This window comes from Rhizobacter sp. P5_C2 (assembly GCF_054049715.1).
Map to the genome: position 1 here is coordinate 1 of NZ_JBFULV010000048.1, position 14,669 is coordinate 14,669.

A 14,669-nucleotide genomic window follows, 5' to 3' on the forward strand; every position below is an offset into this window, starting at 1 on the left:
GGCACCGACCTACCGCGTCGCCGCGCCGGCCCCCGCACCGGTGCGCAGCGACCGCCTCGGCCAGGTCAGCAGCATCGAGCCGATCACCGAGACCCCGAAGGCGACCGGTGTCGGCGCGGTCGCCGGCGGCGTGCTCGGCGGCGTGCTGGGCCACCAGATCGGCAACGGCACCGGGCGCGACGTCGCCACGGTGGCCGGTGCCGTCGGCGGCGCGGTGGTCGGCAACAAGATCGAGAAGAACCGCTCCGAGAAGGTGGTCGGCTACCGCGTGCATGTGACGCTCGACAACGGCGAGCAACGCACGTTCGAGCAGACCGGCAGCACCGGCCTGCAGGTCGGCGACCGCGTGCGTGTCGACGGCAACCAGGTCCGCCGCAGCTAACCTGCTTACACTGCGCCATGGCCGCCGCGGCGCGGCCTTCAGGAGTCCGCCGTGGCCATCAGCTGGATCAGCGCGCTCAAGGTCATTCCGTGGGGCGATGTGATCGAGGCGGCGCCCGGTCTCGTCAAGGGTGCACGCAAGGTGTTCACGCGCACGCAGCCGGAGCCGGTGGTCGCGCAGGACCCGACGGCGTCGCCGCATCAACGCATCGAGCAGCTCGAAGCCGCGGTCGCACGACTAGCTGAGCAGCAACAGGCTGCTGCGGCGCTGATCGAATCGCTCGCCGAGCACAACGCGAAGGTCGTCGATGCGGTCGATCGTCTGCGGTTGCGCAGCCGGGTGCTGATGGCGGTGTGTGCTGCACTGCTCGTGGCGGTCGGCGCGCTGGCCCTGCAGGCCCTGCGTTGACGGCCTGCTGAGCGGCAACTATATGGGCAGTTCCGAACTCGGTACCGTGGCCGCCACGGCCGACGATGCCTCCGCGTCGCAGCCGGTGCGCCACCTGCGCCAGATCCTGCTGTGGCCGCTGCGGCTGGTCCCGCCCGAAGGCTCCGCGGCGCGCCATGCCAAGCCGTGGGAACTGTTGCGCGACCTGCCCGATTCGCCGTGGCGTGAAGAGGTCGACGAGTACACCGGCGACGCGACCCGCTTCCACGAGCGCCACTACAACGAGTTCGTCAGCTTCCTGCCCTATGTGCAGCGCTTCCTGTACGGGGAGGGCCGCGCGCGGCGCGATGGAACGAAGAGCGACGGCGCCTCGCCGATGCGCGTGTTCCGACGCCACGACGTCAAGGGGGTGCGCGTGGTGTCGCGCCCCGGCGATGCGCCGCTGACGCTCGAGGTCGTGCACGCCGACCTGTACTTCTTCTACGACCTCGACATCGTGATGCTGAACCTCGAGGTCGGCATCAGCGACCTGAGCCTCGCGCAGGCGCAGGACCTGCTGTACCGCTTCGGCCGCGGCTACCCGGCCGGCTGGGATGCCGAGGGCTCGCCGCTGCACGGCATGCACGGCGTCGAATGGCTGGGCGCGGACGGCCAGGTGCTCGCGCGCTCCGACTCCGGCGAGCGCGGGGCCTTCCTCGCGCACGTGGCCGAGCACCGCGCGCCGCGCATTGCATCGCACTGGGCCTTCATGCTGCAGCCGCTGGTCAGCGACCACTCGGGCGAGCCCGGCCTGCTGCGCTACCGCCAGATCGAATACCACCGCATGCCGGTGATGGGCTTCATCGCGGTCGACGAGCCGGCGCGGCTGACGCGCGGGGATTTCATCCGGCTCGGCCTGGTGATCGGTGGCAACGAGGCCGAGACCGCGTTGCCCTACCTCGAATCGACGCTGCAGGGCCGCGCCGCCGATTTCGAACAGCGCTTCTGCTACGACCGCTTCTGGATCGACGCCGGCATGGCGCCGCGCACCCGCTACCTGTGCAGCGGGCATGCGCTGATCGTCGTCGGCGATGCGCGCTCCACGTTCTACAACTGCCGCGACCGCGGCGTGCTGGCGCAGTTCCGCCACCAGCATTTCCTGCTGTTCCTGATCGCGCACTTCCAGAAGGCGGCGCTGCTGATGTTCTCCGACACGCTGGTCGAGGCGCTGAAGCAGCTCGACATCGGCCAGCCCGCCAGCGTGCGGCGCTTCAAGCGGGCGATCCGCGCGAGCTTCGAATCCTTCCTGCGCTTCACGCACCGCTACTGGTTCCATTCGGTGTCCGACCAGGCGCAGGTGCGCGCGCTGTTCCAGATGTGCTCGACGCACCTGGACCTCGACGCGCTCTATGCCGAGGTCAAGGAGCGCATCGCCGACATGAACGGCTACCTCGATGCCGACAGCCTGCGCCGCCAGGCCAACACCGTGGTGCGGCTGACGGTGGTCACCATCCTCGGGCTGGTCGGTACCGTGACGACCGGCTTCCTCGGCATGAACCTGCTGTCCGAGGCCGATGCGCCGGCCTCGCGCAAGCTGTGGCTGTTCGGCATCGTGTTCGTCGCGACCACGGTGCTGACGTTCTACACGATGGCCAAGTCGAAGGGCCTGTCGGATTTCCTCGACGCGCTGTCCGACGAGCGGCTGTCGACCTGGACCAAGTTCAAGGCGCTGCTCGCGGTGTGGCGGCGCCCGGTCGACTGATCAGCCGGCCAGCGCGCGGGCGTTCGACGCCGGGATGTTGTCGCGCGCGATGGCCCGGCCGGCCTGCACCGCCCCGATCCAGTCGCCGGTGCCGGTCACCGCGGCGAAGCGGCTGTGGAACACGACGCTGAACACCCGGTGGATCTCCTCGGCACTGGCCCGGCCGGCCGCGTTCGCATACGGCAGCGCGCCGCTCGCGTCCGACAGCAATTCCACCGCGAAGCCGCGGTGCGTGGCCTCGAACACCGTCGACGCGTTGCAGTTGTGCGTCATGTAGCCGGCGATGCTCAGCGTGTCGATGCCGCGCTGCGCAAGCCACTGCGCGAAGCCGGTGTCGGTGAAGACGCTCGGCCAGTGCTTCTCGATCAGGTGGTCGCGCGGCCGGCTCGCGACCACCTCGTGCAGCGCCCAGCTGTCGGAGCCGGTCGCGAACAGCAGCGCCTCCGCGGCCTCGCTGTGCTGCACGACGATCACCGGGATGCCGGCCGCGCGCGCCGCGTCCATCGCGCGGCCGATCTGCACGAGGCTTTGCGACACCGGCGGGTGCTCGATGCGCAGCTTGCCGCTGACGTATTCGTTCTGGACGTCGATCACGACGAGGGCGCGGCGGGGCGGGTGGGGGGTGGTCATGGAAGCTCCTGCGGGCGACGGCACCGTGCCGTCGATGGCATGCATTCTTCCGCGCCGACGCGCGAAGCGACAGTGGCCCGAAACACCACTTTCGATAGGATCGGGCCATGCCGACGAAAACCGCCTCCGAGCCGATCCACCGCGTTGCCGTCGTCGCGTTCGACGGCATCAGCCCCTTCCACCTGTCGGTGCCCTGCATGGTGTTCGGGCCCGACATGGCCGGCCCCGGCGTGCCGCCGTTCCGGCTGCAGGTCTGCGCGAGCGAGCCCGGCCCGCTGCGCACCACCGCCGGCTTCACGATCGGCGCGACGCACCGGCTGGCTGCGCTCGCGCAGGCGCACACGGTGATCGTTCCATCGTGGCGCGACACCGCCGAGCCGGTGCCGCCGGCGCTGCTGCAGGCGCTGCGCCGTGCCCATGCCCGCGGCGCGCGCATCGTCGGCCTGTGCGTCGGCGCCTTCGTGCTGGCCGAGGCCGGCCTGCTCGACGGCCGGCCCGCGACCACCCATTGGCACCTGGCGGGCGAGTTCGCGCGCCGCTTCCCGCAGGTCGACCTGAAGGCCGACGTGCTCTATGTCGACGATGGCGATGTGCTGACCTCGGCCGGCACCGCGGCCGGCATCGACTGCTGCCTGCACGTGCTGCGCGGCCTTGCCGGCGCCGAGGTCGCTGCGCACGTCGCGCGGCGCATGGTGGTCGCGCCGCACCGGCAGGGCGGGCAGGCGCAGTACGTCGAGCAGCCGATGCCGCGCAGCGGTGCCGACGAGCGGCTGGCCGCCGTGATGGGCTGGGCGCTCGCGCGGCTCGACGAGACCCACAGCCTCGATGCGCTGGCCGCGCGTGCCGCGATGAGCCGGCGCAGCTTCACGCGGCACTTCCGCCAGGCCACCGGCACGACGGTGCTGCAGTGGCTGCAGAACCAGCGGCTCGCGCGCGCGCAGCGGCTGCTGGAGACCAGCACGAAGCCGATCGAGGCGGTGGCGGCGGAATCGGGCTTCGGTTCGGCGTTGTCGCTGCGCCAGCTGTTCGCGGCCCGGCTCGCGATCTCGCCGTCGCAGTACCGCAAGGCGTTCCGCGCGGCTTGAAGGGTGTCGGGCAACGACCACACGCCTGCTGGTCGGTGGCCGACCTGCGGTTCTCCTCGCAGCCGATTCGCGATCCGGGAGGGCACGTGGACGATGGAGCGCAGTTCAACCACAGGAGCCGACCATGATCACTCGCCCTCGCTCCCTGCTCACCCTCGCACGGCGTGCAGCGCTGGCGCCGGCGCGCATTTGCGGCCATCATCGCGCTTCCGTTTTTTCGGGAGCACGGTGGTGGCCACAGAGAACAAGCTCATCCGCGTCGGCGTCGGCGGCTGGACCTTCGAACCCTGGCGCGACAACTTCTTCCCGGCCGGCTGGCCGCATGCGCGCGAGCTCGAGTACGCGAGCCGCAAGCTGACCGCGATCGAGGTCAACGGCACCTACTACAGCACGATGAAGCCGGCCACCTTCGCGAAGTGGCACGACGAGACGCCGGACGGCTTCATGTTCTCGCTGAAGGCCTCGCGCTTCTGCACCAACCGGCGCGTGCTGGCCGAAGCCGGCGACTCGATCCAGCGCTTCATCGGCAGCGGCCTGTCGGAACTGCGCTCGAAGCTCGGCCCGGTGGTCTGGCAGTTCGCGCCGACCAAGCGCTTCGATGCGGTGGACTTCGAGGCCTTCCTGAAGCTGCTGCCGGACAGTGTCGACGGCCGCCCGCTGCGCCACGTGATGGACGTGCGGCACGACAGCTTCCGCGCGCCCGAGTACCTCGCGCTGGCCCGCCGCCATCGGGTCGCGACGGTGTTCACGCATTCCGCCGACTACCCGTCCTTCGCCGATCTGACAGCTGATTTCCTGTACGCCCGGCTGATGTCGGCGCGCGCCGAGGTGCCGACCGGCTACGAGCCTGCGGCGCTCGACGCGATCGCCGGCTGCGCCCGCTGCTGGGCCGCCGGTGACGAGCCGGCCGGCCTGCCGCGTGTCGAGGATCCGCCGCCCGCGAGCGGCAGCCCGCGCGACGTGTTCATCTTCTTCATCAACGGCGCCAAGGAACGCGCCCCGGCCGGTGCAATGTCACTGATCGAACGACTCGCCTGAGGCGCCGGCGCCGGAAATCCACAGTTTCTCGACGATCGCCCGCTACAACTCCCGACGGGGCTGGCGCGGATGGACGATCCCTCTCGCCGGTGTCCCGTGACATCCAGCGAGCAACGTTCCTTGAACACCCCGCAGTTCCGGTTCGGCGAGAACGAGGTCGATCCGGCGACCCGCCAGGTGACCCATGCCGGCCGCTGCCTGCGCACCGAGCCGAAGGTCTTCGACGTGCTGGTGCTGCTGCTGCGCCGGAAGAACGGGGATGTCGAGAAGCGCGAGCGGCTGTTCCTGATCACGCCCCGCATCATCCAGTCGGCGGCTGCGGGGTTGCCTGTCGCCGGCCCACCGGCCTCCAGTCTGCCGGCTGTTTCCCGCTGAGGTTCGCGCCATGGTCGCCATTCCCGTCTTCACTGCCGCCGGCGCCGTCACTGCACGCCGCGCGCCGCACAGCCACACGCCCTCGGCCTTCGACACGCTGATGGCGAGCGCCTGGGCCGAGATGATCGTCTCGTACTGGGATGACCAGCACCGCGCCGGCCGCATCGATGCGCGCGCGCCGCTGGACGTCGTCGACTGGATGCCCGGCGACGGCGGCTCGGCCCGGCAGATGATCCAGGCGCTGGTGGAGCGCGTGCGCTGGCGGCTGGGCTTCGAGCCGCGCCTGCGCTACCTCGCCTGCGTCGAGGATGCGGCGGTCGCCGGGGCCTGGCACGACGAGCCCGAGCTGTGCAGCCTGCTCGACCCCGGGCTGCTGGTGCCGATGCTGTGGCAGCCGGGGGGCGGCGACGCGCCGTGCCTGCTGCCGATCGGCGAGCCGCAGCGCTGGGCCAGCCCGAACCCGGTGGTGGTGCTGGCGCACGACCGCTTCCGGCACCTGCCGCAGCGGTTGCTCGCGACGCACTACGGGCGGCTGCTGGAGGCCTCGCCGCACGAACTGGTCGAGCTGCGCGACGAGCCCGAGGACAAGCGCTGGCGCCCGGTGGACGAGGCGACGCTGACGCCGGCCTTGCGCGCGCTGGTGCAGGCGCACGTCGCCGGCCTGAACAGCGCGCCGGTGTGCCTGCCGGTCGGCGCGATCGACGCGCTGGCGCAGGTGGCCGCGCTGTGCCCGGCCGGCTGGCTGGTGCTGTCGACCGCGCGCGGTTTTGCGAACGACCGCGGCGTGCGCCTGGGCGGCTTCGACAGCGTGCTGTCGGCCTTCCGGCGCGACCGGCGGCTACCGACCGATTTCGCGCTGCTGGCCGCGCACCTGGCCGGGCAGGACGCCCATGCATGGCACCGCGCCGTCGGCGATGCCGAGGTGGTGCAGGCGGTGGCCGGTGGCGCCGGCAGCTCGCGTGCGGCGCTGGAACGCTGGGTCGCGCCGCTGGCGCGCGGCGACTGCGGCGACGGTGYGGCGCTGGCCCGCGTGATGCGCTGCGCGCTGCGCGATTCGGGCGCGTCGGCCGGGCTGGTGGTGTTGCGCCGTGCCCAGCACGACCCGCAAGTGTTCGCGGCGGCCTGCCCCGATCTGCACCTGCGCTGGCTCGGCCGCGGCGGTGTCGACCGCGAGGCCTGGGGCGAGGCGCTGCGCTGCGTGTGGGGGCAGCACCTGCCGTCGCCGCAGGGCCAGCCGCTGTTCCGCGATGTTGCGCTGTCGGCGATGCGCATCGCCGAATGGGGCTTTGCGCGGCGCGTCTGGATGCGCGGCTTGGCGGTGCACGGGCGCACGGCGCCCGACCTGGCGCAGCTCGCCTGGTGCGAGTCGTGCAGTGGCGACCTGGCCGCTGCCGTGCGGCACGTGGCCGAGGCGCTCGCGTGCAACCCGGCCGATCCGCTGGCGTTGGACGTGCAGCGCCGCCTGCACGAGCGGCTGGCCGGCTGGGACACGAAAGAAGGCGGCTGGCTGCGCTGCATTGCCCGCGATCCCGGCGGGCTGGTGCTGGAGCCGCTGGACGGCAGCCACGCACCGGCGCTCGGGCACCAGTTCCGCGACCCGCAGATCGCGGTGATGTCGGGGTTCGACCCGATCGATGCGAAGCGCGATGCGGCGCAATGGGTCGACGAGCGGCGCCTCGAGCCGAGCCGCATCGACTACGCGGTGATGCATGCCGAGCATGGCTTCGTCGGGCACACCGGGCTGTACCAGTGGGCGCGCGCGGGCTTCTTCTACTTCTGGATCGGCATCGACTTCCAGGGCCGCGGCTTCGCGGTGCAGGCCGGGCGGATGCTGTGCCAGTACGCGCTGGCGCATGGGGTCGACTGCCTGGTCACGTCGGTGTATGTCGACAACACGAGGTCGGTGCGAGCGCTGCGGCGCATCGGTTTCCGCCGCATTCCGGTGCGCCGGCCGAGCGACAAGGAAGGCCTGCACTACATGGCGCTGAAGGCGCCGGGCGTGGAGGTCGATGCCCTGGCGGTGTTGATCGACCACAACCGGCGCGAGGACCAGCCGATCGATTTCGAGCCGGATCCGGACCTGGCCGCCTGCGAAGGGGGCGAGACATGAGCGAATCGTCGGACGGACGCCGGCGCGTCGCCGAAATCCATGCCGCGCAGCGGGCCGCGCAAGTGCAGCGCTACCGTGTTTCGGGCGGAGAGTCGGTGTTGGATCGTGGGGGCGAGCACGACCCGGTTCCGGAGATCGAGCCCTGCAGGGTGCCGTGGCCGGCTCCGCTGGCGTCGGCGCAAGCGGGGCCTGCGCCGGAAGCGAGCTTGCTGTCATCGTTGCGCCAGGCCATTGCCGGCGAGACCTGGCAGATCGCGCCTCGGACGGCCGAGCCCGAGCCGGCGCCGGCGGGGCCGCCGACAACGACGCGTGCCGAGCCCCCGGCCGAGCCGCGTGAGCTTGCGCCGGCGCCACTGCCCTTGCCGGGCGCGCCACCGCGGACGCCGACCGATTCGCACACGCGGTCGAACGCAGCGATGGTGGCCTTCGAAGCGGGCCTGCGCGAGGCGGCACCGCCGAGTTCGCGGCCGGCGTCGCCGCCGGTCGAGCTGCCGCGTCATGAGGACCCCGAGACCTTGCCGGCGGTTGAGGGCGATGACGCTGTCCGGCCCGAACTGCGGACGCAGGAGCCGATGCCGGCTGCTGCACCGTCACCGGCTCGCAGGCCCGCGGAGCGGTCGGTGCCGAAGCCGGCCGACCCGATGGCGGACGAGGTGGCGATCGCCTTCGACGCAGGCGCGCGCGAGACGGCGTCGTTGCCGGCCGTGCCTCTGCCGTTGCCCTCCGGGCGGCATCCTGAGCCCCGGGCGCCGGAACGTCAGGTGCCCGCCGGCGACGCCGGGCAAGCCCAGCAGATGACGAGTCTGCCTGCAACGAGCACGGCAGGTCAGTCGGTTGCTCCGACACCGACGCGGCAACCGCAGCCGCAGCCGCAACCGCATGAGTCGCGGCCACCGCAGATGGCACCGCGGGTCGCCCCGGCGGGCCCCGACGACGCCGCGAGGGCCTTCGACACGGGCGCGCGGGAAGTGGCCTCGCTGCCGGTGCGGCCGCCGGCAGTGCGACCGCGCGCCGAAGCTACCATCGAGGCTGAGGGCCAGGAGCGGCTCGAAGTGCACGGCGAAGCGTCCAGCGAAGAGGATGCGCCTGAAGGGAGCGATGCGCTCCTGGCGGCGCAGCAGGCCCTCGATGAGCGGTTGGCCCAGCTGACGTTTCGGGGCGTCGTCGCGAACGGCGTCGGCTAGGGCCTAGGCCAGCTGCGGTGCCTGCTGCGCGGGCGACCAGCGCAGCGGCAGCGCACCCGGGCGCCACACGCCGGCCTCGACACGCAGCCGCAGCAGCCGCTGCGCGCCCTCGAAGGCCGGCAGCTCGGCACCGTCCCAGACCAGCTCGGCATCGCCGGTCAGCTGCAGCAGGTCGCCGCGTTCGTAGTCGATGAACAGCAGCCCGGCGTGCGGGTGGGCGGCGATGTTGCCCAGCGTGTTGAAGAGGCGGTTGCCGCGGTAGTCGGGCACCGTCAGCACGCTGCGCCCGTCGACGGTGTCGACCCGCACGAAGCCCGGTCGCCCGCCGCGGTGAGAGACGTCCACGCCATCGGCACCGGCATGGCCGCGCGCATGCGGCGAGGCCGATGCGATGAACAGCGTGTCGGCGCCCCGCACCAGCGCGGTCGCCTCGGTGCTCAGCAGCGTGCCTTCCGGACGGCCCGGCAGTGCGGCGGCGTCCACGCGCCGCGGCGCGCGCGCCTGGATGTACTGCGGGCAGTTGCCGAAGCTCTGGTCGACCTCCACGTCGATGCGCTGCGCGTCCAGCTGCGTCACGGTGCCGTTCAGTCGGTTGCGGCGCCGGGTGTGCGGCTCCAGGCCGAGCAGGCCGATCGGATCGCCCACCGCCAGGTGCTGCGACAGCGGATCGGCCGCATCGCGCGGCGCGCGGATGCGCAGGTGCCGGGCGTCCTGGGCGTCGACGAAGCCGGGCGCGCCCGCCAGCACCGAGGCCCAGGGCCGGCGCAGCGCGTCCAGGCTGCCGATGAACAGCGTCGGCAACTGTGCGAAGAACTGCTGGTGCTGCAGCGGCATCGCGTCGCGCAGCATGCGCGGCGCGAAGCCGTCGACCAGCGCGCGCGTGCCGGCGCGTTGCTGTACCGCCAGCTCGCCGGCGTGGAAGAGAGGGGTGTCGTTCATGGTGCGGGTCCGTCGGGGTCGAGTGCTCAACGATAGGCCGTCGCGGCGCTCAACGGAATCCGTCTGGCGCGCAAGGGACCCTTCCGGCGCGCGGAATGGCGAGAATGCGCGGCTGGATCGATCACTCCCCCCTGACATGGATTCCACGATGAAGCTGATTCGCCTGAGCCTGCTGGCCTTGTGTTCGATCGCGGGGGCCGCGCAGGCGGCGCCCGACCCGGCTCCCTCTCCGGCACCGTTCCCGGACCAGCCCGCGCTGCGCGAGATCGCCGCCGCCGTCAGCGCCGATGAGTTGCGCAGCACCATCACCCACCTGGTCGCGTTCGGCACGCGCCACACCGCGTCGGACACCACGTCGCCGACGCGCGGCATCGGTGCCGCACGCCGCTGGGTGCAGTCGCGCTTCACCGCGATCTCGCGCGACTGTGGCGGCTGCCTGCAGGTCGCGACGCCGTCGCAGGTCTTCACCGGCCCGCGCCTGCCGCAAGCCACCGAGGTGATGGACATCGTCGCGGTGCAGCGCGGCACCGCCGACCCGCAGCGGGTGATCGTGATCACCGGCCACCTCGATTCGCGCGTCAGCGACGTGATGGACACGACCAGCGACGCGCCCGGCGCGAACGACGATGCCTCGGGCGTCGCCGCGCTGATGGAAGCGGCGCGCGTGCTGTCGAAATACAAGTTCCGCGCGACCCTCGTCTATGCCGCGTTGTCGGGCGAGGAGCAGGGCCTGTACGGCGGCAAGGTGCTGGTCGACCATGCCAAGGTCGAAGGCTGGCAGGTGCAGGCCGACCTGAACAACGACATCGTCGGCAACAGCCACGGCCAGGACGGCGTGCACGACAACGGCACGCTGCGCGTGTTCTCCGAAGGCACCAAGGCGGTCGAGACGCCGGCGCAGGCCGGCAAGCGCCGCTACAACGGTGGCGAGGTCGATTCGCCGTCGCGCAACATCGCGCGTTTCATGGCGAGCCTGTCGGAGCGCTACCTGACCAACCTGCGCGTGCAGATGGTCTACCGCACCGACCGCTACGGCCGCAGCGGCGACCAGGTGCCGTTCCTCGATGCGGGCATCCCGGCGGTGCGCGTGACCGAGGCGCACGAGGACTACACGCGCCAGCACCAGGACCTGCGCACCGAGGGCGGCATCGCGTATGGCGACACGATCGACGGGGTCGATTTTCCGTACCTCGCGCAGGTGACGCGGCTGAACGCGGTGACGCTGGCCGCGATGGCGAATGCGCCGGTGCCGCCGAAGGGCGTGTCGATCGCCGGCGCGGTGACGCCGGACACCACGGTGAAGTGGCAGGCGCAGCCGGGGGTGTCGGGCTACAGGGTGTGGTGGCGCGAGACGACCGCGCCGCAGTGGCAGCACAGCCGCTTCGTCGCGGGCGATGCGACGCAGCTGGTGCTGAAGAACGTCGTGATCGACGACTGGTTCTTCGGGGTGTCGGCGGTGTCGGCCGATGGGTATGAATCGCCGGTGGTGTTTCCGGGGGATCCGGGCGCGTTCTGACGGATCAGGCCTCGACCGTATCGGCCCGCAGGTCCGCTGCCAGCACCTGGTTGCGCCCGCCGCGCTTGGCCTCGAGCAGCCGGTCGTCGGCGATCTTCAGCAACTGCTCCATCGCCGCCAGCTCGGCGAGCGAATCGGCGACGCCGGCCGAGAAGGTGTTGCTGCGCAGCGCGCCGGTGTCGAACTGGAACACCTCGTCGCGCCACGCACCCAGCAGCGCCTCGACCTTGCGCTGCGCCGCCGCCGCGTCGGTGCGCGGCATCAGCAGGCAGAACTCCTCGCCGCCGAAGCGGAACGCGATGTCGCTGCGCCGCCCGTGCGCGATCAGCAGCGCACCGAACGCCGCCAGCAGCTTGTCGCCGGCGACGTGGCCGTGGCGGTCGTTCACCGACTTGAAGTGGTCGAGGTCGATGATCGCGACCGCCAGCGGCTGCTGTTCGCGCTGCGCGAGCGCCAGCATCTGCGGCAGCACGTCGTTCAGGTGGCGGCGGTTGAACAGCCCGGTCAGGAAGTCGCGCGTGGCCTGCTGGCGCAGCTCGGCCTGCAGCGCCTCGACCTCGTCGATCTTCTGCGACAGCTGCTGGTTGATGGCCTCCAGCTCGGCCTTCGCGCGTTCGGTGCTGCGCCGGCGCGCCTCGATCTCGTCGAGGTTCTGCTGCAGCCGGCGCAGCTCGGTCTGCAGCGAGGCGGCCTGGTAGCGCGCCCGCGAGGCCAGCTGCGCGCGCTCGACGTGCAGCGCCTGCCACAGGCGCAGCGAGGCCAGCGACTGCGCCGCATGACCGAGCCGCTCGTGGGTGTCGGCCATCGCCTGGTGGAACAGGCAGCGCACGCGCAGGCTGAGGCCCTCGGCCGCGGTGTTCAGCACCGCCGGCTGGGCCTGCGCGAGCAGCGCGGCGGCCTGCGGCAGCAGGTCGCGCGCGGCCATCACCTCGGCGGTGGCGACGACCAGCGTGATGCGCTCGTCGGGCAGCTTGATGCCGGTCTTGTCCTGCGACGCGCGCTCGATCAGCTCGGCGCCGAGCGCGGTGTTGCCGGCGCGCAGCGCGGCGATCGCCATCGTCTCGAAGTTCGGGTTGGTGCTGCCGCGCCCGCTGGCATCGGTCGGCAGCGCGAGCAGCCGCTCGACATCGCCCAGCGCATCGGCGGCCCGCTCGAGGTTGGTCAGGCAGATCACCCGGTTGATCAGCAGCACGCTCAGCAGCCGCGGGTTGTCCAGCCGCGCGTAGCGGGCGATGCCTTCCTCGACGTAGCTGAGCGCCTGGTGGTAGTCGCCGAGCTGGATCAGCTCGTGCGCGAGGTTGCAGTACAGCACCACCTCGAAGCCGTTGCCGCGCGCCGGGCGCGATTCGTTGAGCGCCTGGAACATGTACGCGAAGGCCTGTTCCGACTGGCCGAGCGACGCGTAGCAGCCGGCGATCACGTTCAGCAGCAGGCCGAGCTCGTCGTGCTTCAGCACCGCGAGGCCCTCGGCGCGCAACGGCAGCGCGCGCGCCAGCGATTCGCGGTACTTGCCCTCGCGCCACAGGCAGCGCGCGATGCCGACCTCGGCCAGCAGGTGGCCGGCGCGGTCTTGCGTGGCGTCGAAGCAGCGGTCGGCTTCGGCCAGCTCGCCGGCGGCTTCGAGCGGGGTCGAATACCAGATCAGGTGCAGCCCGCGCACCAGCCGGGCCCAGCCCTCGGCGGCCTGGTCGGCGTGCGCGAGGCTGCGCTCGAGCGCCTGGTCGGCCAGCGCGATGCACCGGCGCGAGTCGCTGTACAGCAGCCGCCACGCGCGGCGCGCGGTGGCCAGCGCGGTGGACGTCGATCGTCGGATGGGCGGCGCTTTCATGGCACCGGATTGTCATCGTTTTCGGTGACAGCCGGCATCCCCACCCTGGCGGATCGTCAGCGCGGTGCGCCGTCGCCGGCCGTCAGCGCCTGCAGCACGCGGGCGAGGTCCTCGGCATTGACGTCGGAGACGGCGAGCCAGGCCATGCCGTCGCGCCCGGCCGCGGCCATCTGGAAGCCGCGCTGCGCTGCCGGCGTGTCGATGGCAGGGCGATCGCGTGACGGCCAGATGAAGACGTCGATCTGGTGCGCCCGCAGCTGGTAGACCAGCACCGCGACCGGCCGGCCGCCGAGGTAGTCGATGCGCCCACCCTGCAGCACCGCGCCGGCCGCGACCGGGTGCTGCACCGGCGGCGAGAAGTCCAGCCGCGCCGACAGCCACGGCTTGACGGTGTGCTGGTCGGTCGACGCGACGTCGATGCTGCGCTGCGCGAGCGTCGCGCGCACGTGGCTGGCGACGGCCTCGTTCAGCAGCAGGTCGCTCGCGCTCGGGGCCAGCGCCATCTGCAGCCCCCAGGCCAGGACCAGCGAGCACAGCGCGCTGGCGCCGGCGATCTGCCAGGTGAATGACGGCAGCCAGCGCGGCTGGCGCGGCCGACGGCCCAGGTGCGCGCGCAGCGCGGCCGGCGCAGCGTGGTAGTCGGCCTGCAGGCGCACCGCGCGGCGCAGCTCGCGCAGCTGCTCGGTGTGCTGCCGCAGCGCGGCATCGCGCTCGACGAGCGCCTCGGCCTCCAGCTGTGCGGTGAGGTCGAGCTCGCCGTCGATGAAGGCGTTCAGTGCTTGAGGCGTGGCATCGAAGCGGCTCATGCGCCATCTCCACCGCGCGCCGCCCGCGGCACCGGCCGCAGCACCGCGGTGCGCGGACGCGCGGCCGGTTGCAGTGCATCGCGCAGCAACGCGCGGGCGCGCGACAGCCGCGACATCACGGTGCCGATCGGGATGTCGGCGATGCGCGCGATGTCGCGGTACGACAGGTCTTCGAGTTCGCGCAGCACCAGCACCTCCCGGAAGTCGATCGGCAATGCGGCGATGGCCTGGTTCAGCCGCACGCGGTCGGCGTTGCGCAGCGCGGTCTCCAGCGGTTCGTCGGATGACGGCGCGGCCGGCTCGGGCATCGCGTCGCCGTCGCCGACATGCACCAGTTCGGCCGGCCGGTTCTCGCGCAGCCAGGCGTAGCAGCTGTGGCGCACGACGGTCAGCAGCCACGGCCGCGCCTGCTCGCCGCGGAACGACGCGAAGTAGTGCATCGCGCGCAGGCAGGCCTCCTGCACGACGTCCTGCGCGTCGTGGTCGTTGCGGGTCAGCCAGCGCGCGAGGTTGTAGGCCGCATCGAGGTGCGGCAGCGCGAAGCGCTCGAAGCGTTGGCGGGTGTCATCGTCGTCCACCGAGGGCATACCGGTCGGCGGCCGGTTTTATTCCCGATGTCGAGTGATTCGCTGGGTGAAGGAATTTCGG

Annotated in this window: 14 protein-coding genes; 9 read left to right on the forward strand and 5 right to left on the reverse strand. The window is 71.9% G+C overall.

Annotated features, from left to right (window positions below; genetic code table 11):
* The 3 genes from ACXJLU_RS18360 to ACXJLU_RS18370 form a co-directional block, all read left to right on the forward strand.
* The coding region (locus tag ACXJLU_RS18360) for a glycine zipper 2TM domain-containing protein (protein ID WP_457333378.1) at positions 1 to 382 on the forward strand (382 nt) is incomplete at its 5' end.
* 51 nt (positions 383 to 433) lie between these two features.
* Complete coding sequence (locus ACXJLU_RS18365) at positions 434 to 790, forward strand: hypothetical protein (protein ID WP_457333380.1); 357 nt, start codon at positions 434 to 436, stop codon at positions 788 to 790.
* 22 nt (positions 791 to 812) lie between these two features.
* The gene (locus ACXJLU_RS18370; RefSeq protein WP_457333382.1) at positions 813 to 2,510 is read left to right on the forward strand and encodes a hypothetical protein; all 1,698 of its coding nucleotides are present in this window, start codon (positions 813 to 815) and stop codon (positions 2,508 to 2,510) included.
* Here the strand turns inward: ACXJLU_RS18370 and ACXJLU_RS18375 are convergent, their stop codons facing one another.
* Positions 2,511 to 3,140: a cysteine hydrolase family protein gene (locus tag ACXJLU_RS18375; protein ID WP_457333384.1), complete on the reverse strand. Its 630-nt coding sequence runs from the start codon at positions 3,138 to 3,140 to the stop codon at positions 2,511 to 2,513. It lies immediately after the preceding gene.
* Positions 3,141 to 3,247: 107 nt separating this feature from the next.
* Here ACXJLU_RS18375 and ACXJLU_RS18380 point away from each other — a divergent pair, with 107 nt between their 5' ends.
* From ACXJLU_RS18380 to ACXJLU_RS18400, 5 genes are all read left to right on the forward strand, one after another.
* Positions 3,248 to 4,225 (forward strand): GlxA family transcriptional regulator, encoded by a 978-nt coding sequence (locus tag ACXJLU_RS18380; protein ID WP_457333386.1) that lies wholly within the window; start codon positions 3,248 to 3,250, stop codon positions 4,223 to 4,225.
* A gap of 231 nt (positions 4,226 to 4,456) precedes the next feature.
* Positions 4,457 to 5,263, forward strand: coding sequence for a DUF72 domain-containing protein (locus ACXJLU_RS18385; protein ID WP_457333388.1), 807 nt, complete (start codon positions 4,457 to 4,459; stop codon positions 5,261 to 5,263).
* 120 nt (positions 5,264 to 5,383) lie between these two features.
* Positions 5,384 to 5,638 carry a hypothetical protein gene (locus tag ACXJLU_RS18390; protein WP_457333390.1) on the forward strand — a complete coding sequence of 85 codons (255 nt, stop codon included), beginning with the start codon at positions 5,384 to 5,386 and terminating at the stop codon, positions 5,636 to 5,638.
* A gap of 10 nt (positions 5,639 to 5,648) precedes the next feature.
* Positions 5,649 to 7,748 (forward strand): GNAT family N-acetyltransferase, encoded by a 2,100-nt coding sequence (locus ACXJLU_RS18395; protein WP_457333392.1) that lies wholly within the window; start codon positions 5,649 to 5,651, stop codon positions 7,746 to 7,748.
* Complete coding sequence (locus tag ACXJLU_RS18400) at positions 7,745 to 8,932, forward strand: hypothetical protein (protein WP_457333394.1); 1,188 nt, start codon at positions 7,745 to 7,747, stop codon at positions 8,930 to 8,932. Before ACXJLU_RS18395 ends, ACXJLU_RS18400 begins: the two co-directional genes overlap by 4 nt.
* A gap of 3 nt (positions 8,933 to 8,935) precedes the next feature.
* Here ACXJLU_RS18400 and ACXJLU_RS18405 read toward each other — a convergent pair whose 3' ends face one another.
* Entirely contained in the window at positions 8,936 to 9,871 is a 936-nt protein-coding gene (locus tag ACXJLU_RS18405; protein WP_457333396.1) for a pyridoxamine 5'-phosphate oxidase family protein, read from the reverse strand.
* A 148-nt stretch (positions 9,872 to 10,019) separates the two neighbouring features.
* Between ACXJLU_RS18405 and ACXJLU_RS18410 the strand changes: the two genes are divergently transcribed.
* The gene (locus ACXJLU_RS18410; protein WP_457333398.1) at positions 10,020 to 11,387 is read left to right on the forward strand and encodes a M28 family metallopeptidase; all 1,368 of its coding nucleotides are present in this window, start codon (positions 10,020 to 10,022) and stop codon (positions 11,385 to 11,387) included.
* A gap of 4 nt (positions 11,388 to 11,391) precedes the next feature.
* On the opposite strand, the gene ACXJLU_RS18415 is transcribed toward ACXJLU_RS18410, so the two are convergent.
* The 3 genes from ACXJLU_RS18415 to ACXJLU_RS18425 are packed head-to-tail and all read right to left on the reverse strand — an operon-like array spanning position 11,392 to position 14,608.
* On the reverse strand, positions 11,392 to 13,215 hold the full coding sequence (locus ACXJLU_RS18415) for a diguanylate cyclase (RefSeq protein WP_457333400.1): 1,824 nt from the start codon (positions 13,213 to 13,215) through the stop codon (positions 11,392 to 11,394).
* A gap of 56 nt (positions 13,216 to 13,271) precedes the next feature.
* Positions 13,272 to 14,021, reverse strand: coding sequence for an anti-sigma factor family protein (locus ACXJLU_RS18420; RefSeq protein WP_457333402.1), 750 nt, complete (start codon positions 14,019 to 14,021; stop codon positions 13,272 to 13,274).
* The gene (locus tag ACXJLU_RS18425; RefSeq protein WP_457333404.1) at positions 14,018 to 14,608 is read right to left on the reverse strand and encodes a sigma-70 family RNA polymerase sigma factor; all 591 of its coding nucleotides are present in this window, start codon (positions 14,606 to 14,608) and stop codon (positions 14,018 to 14,020) included. The genes ACXJLU_RS18420 and ACXJLU_RS18425 overlap by 4 nt, the downstream gene beginning before the upstream one ends.
* Positions 14,609 to 14,669 lie beyond the last annotated feature (61 nt).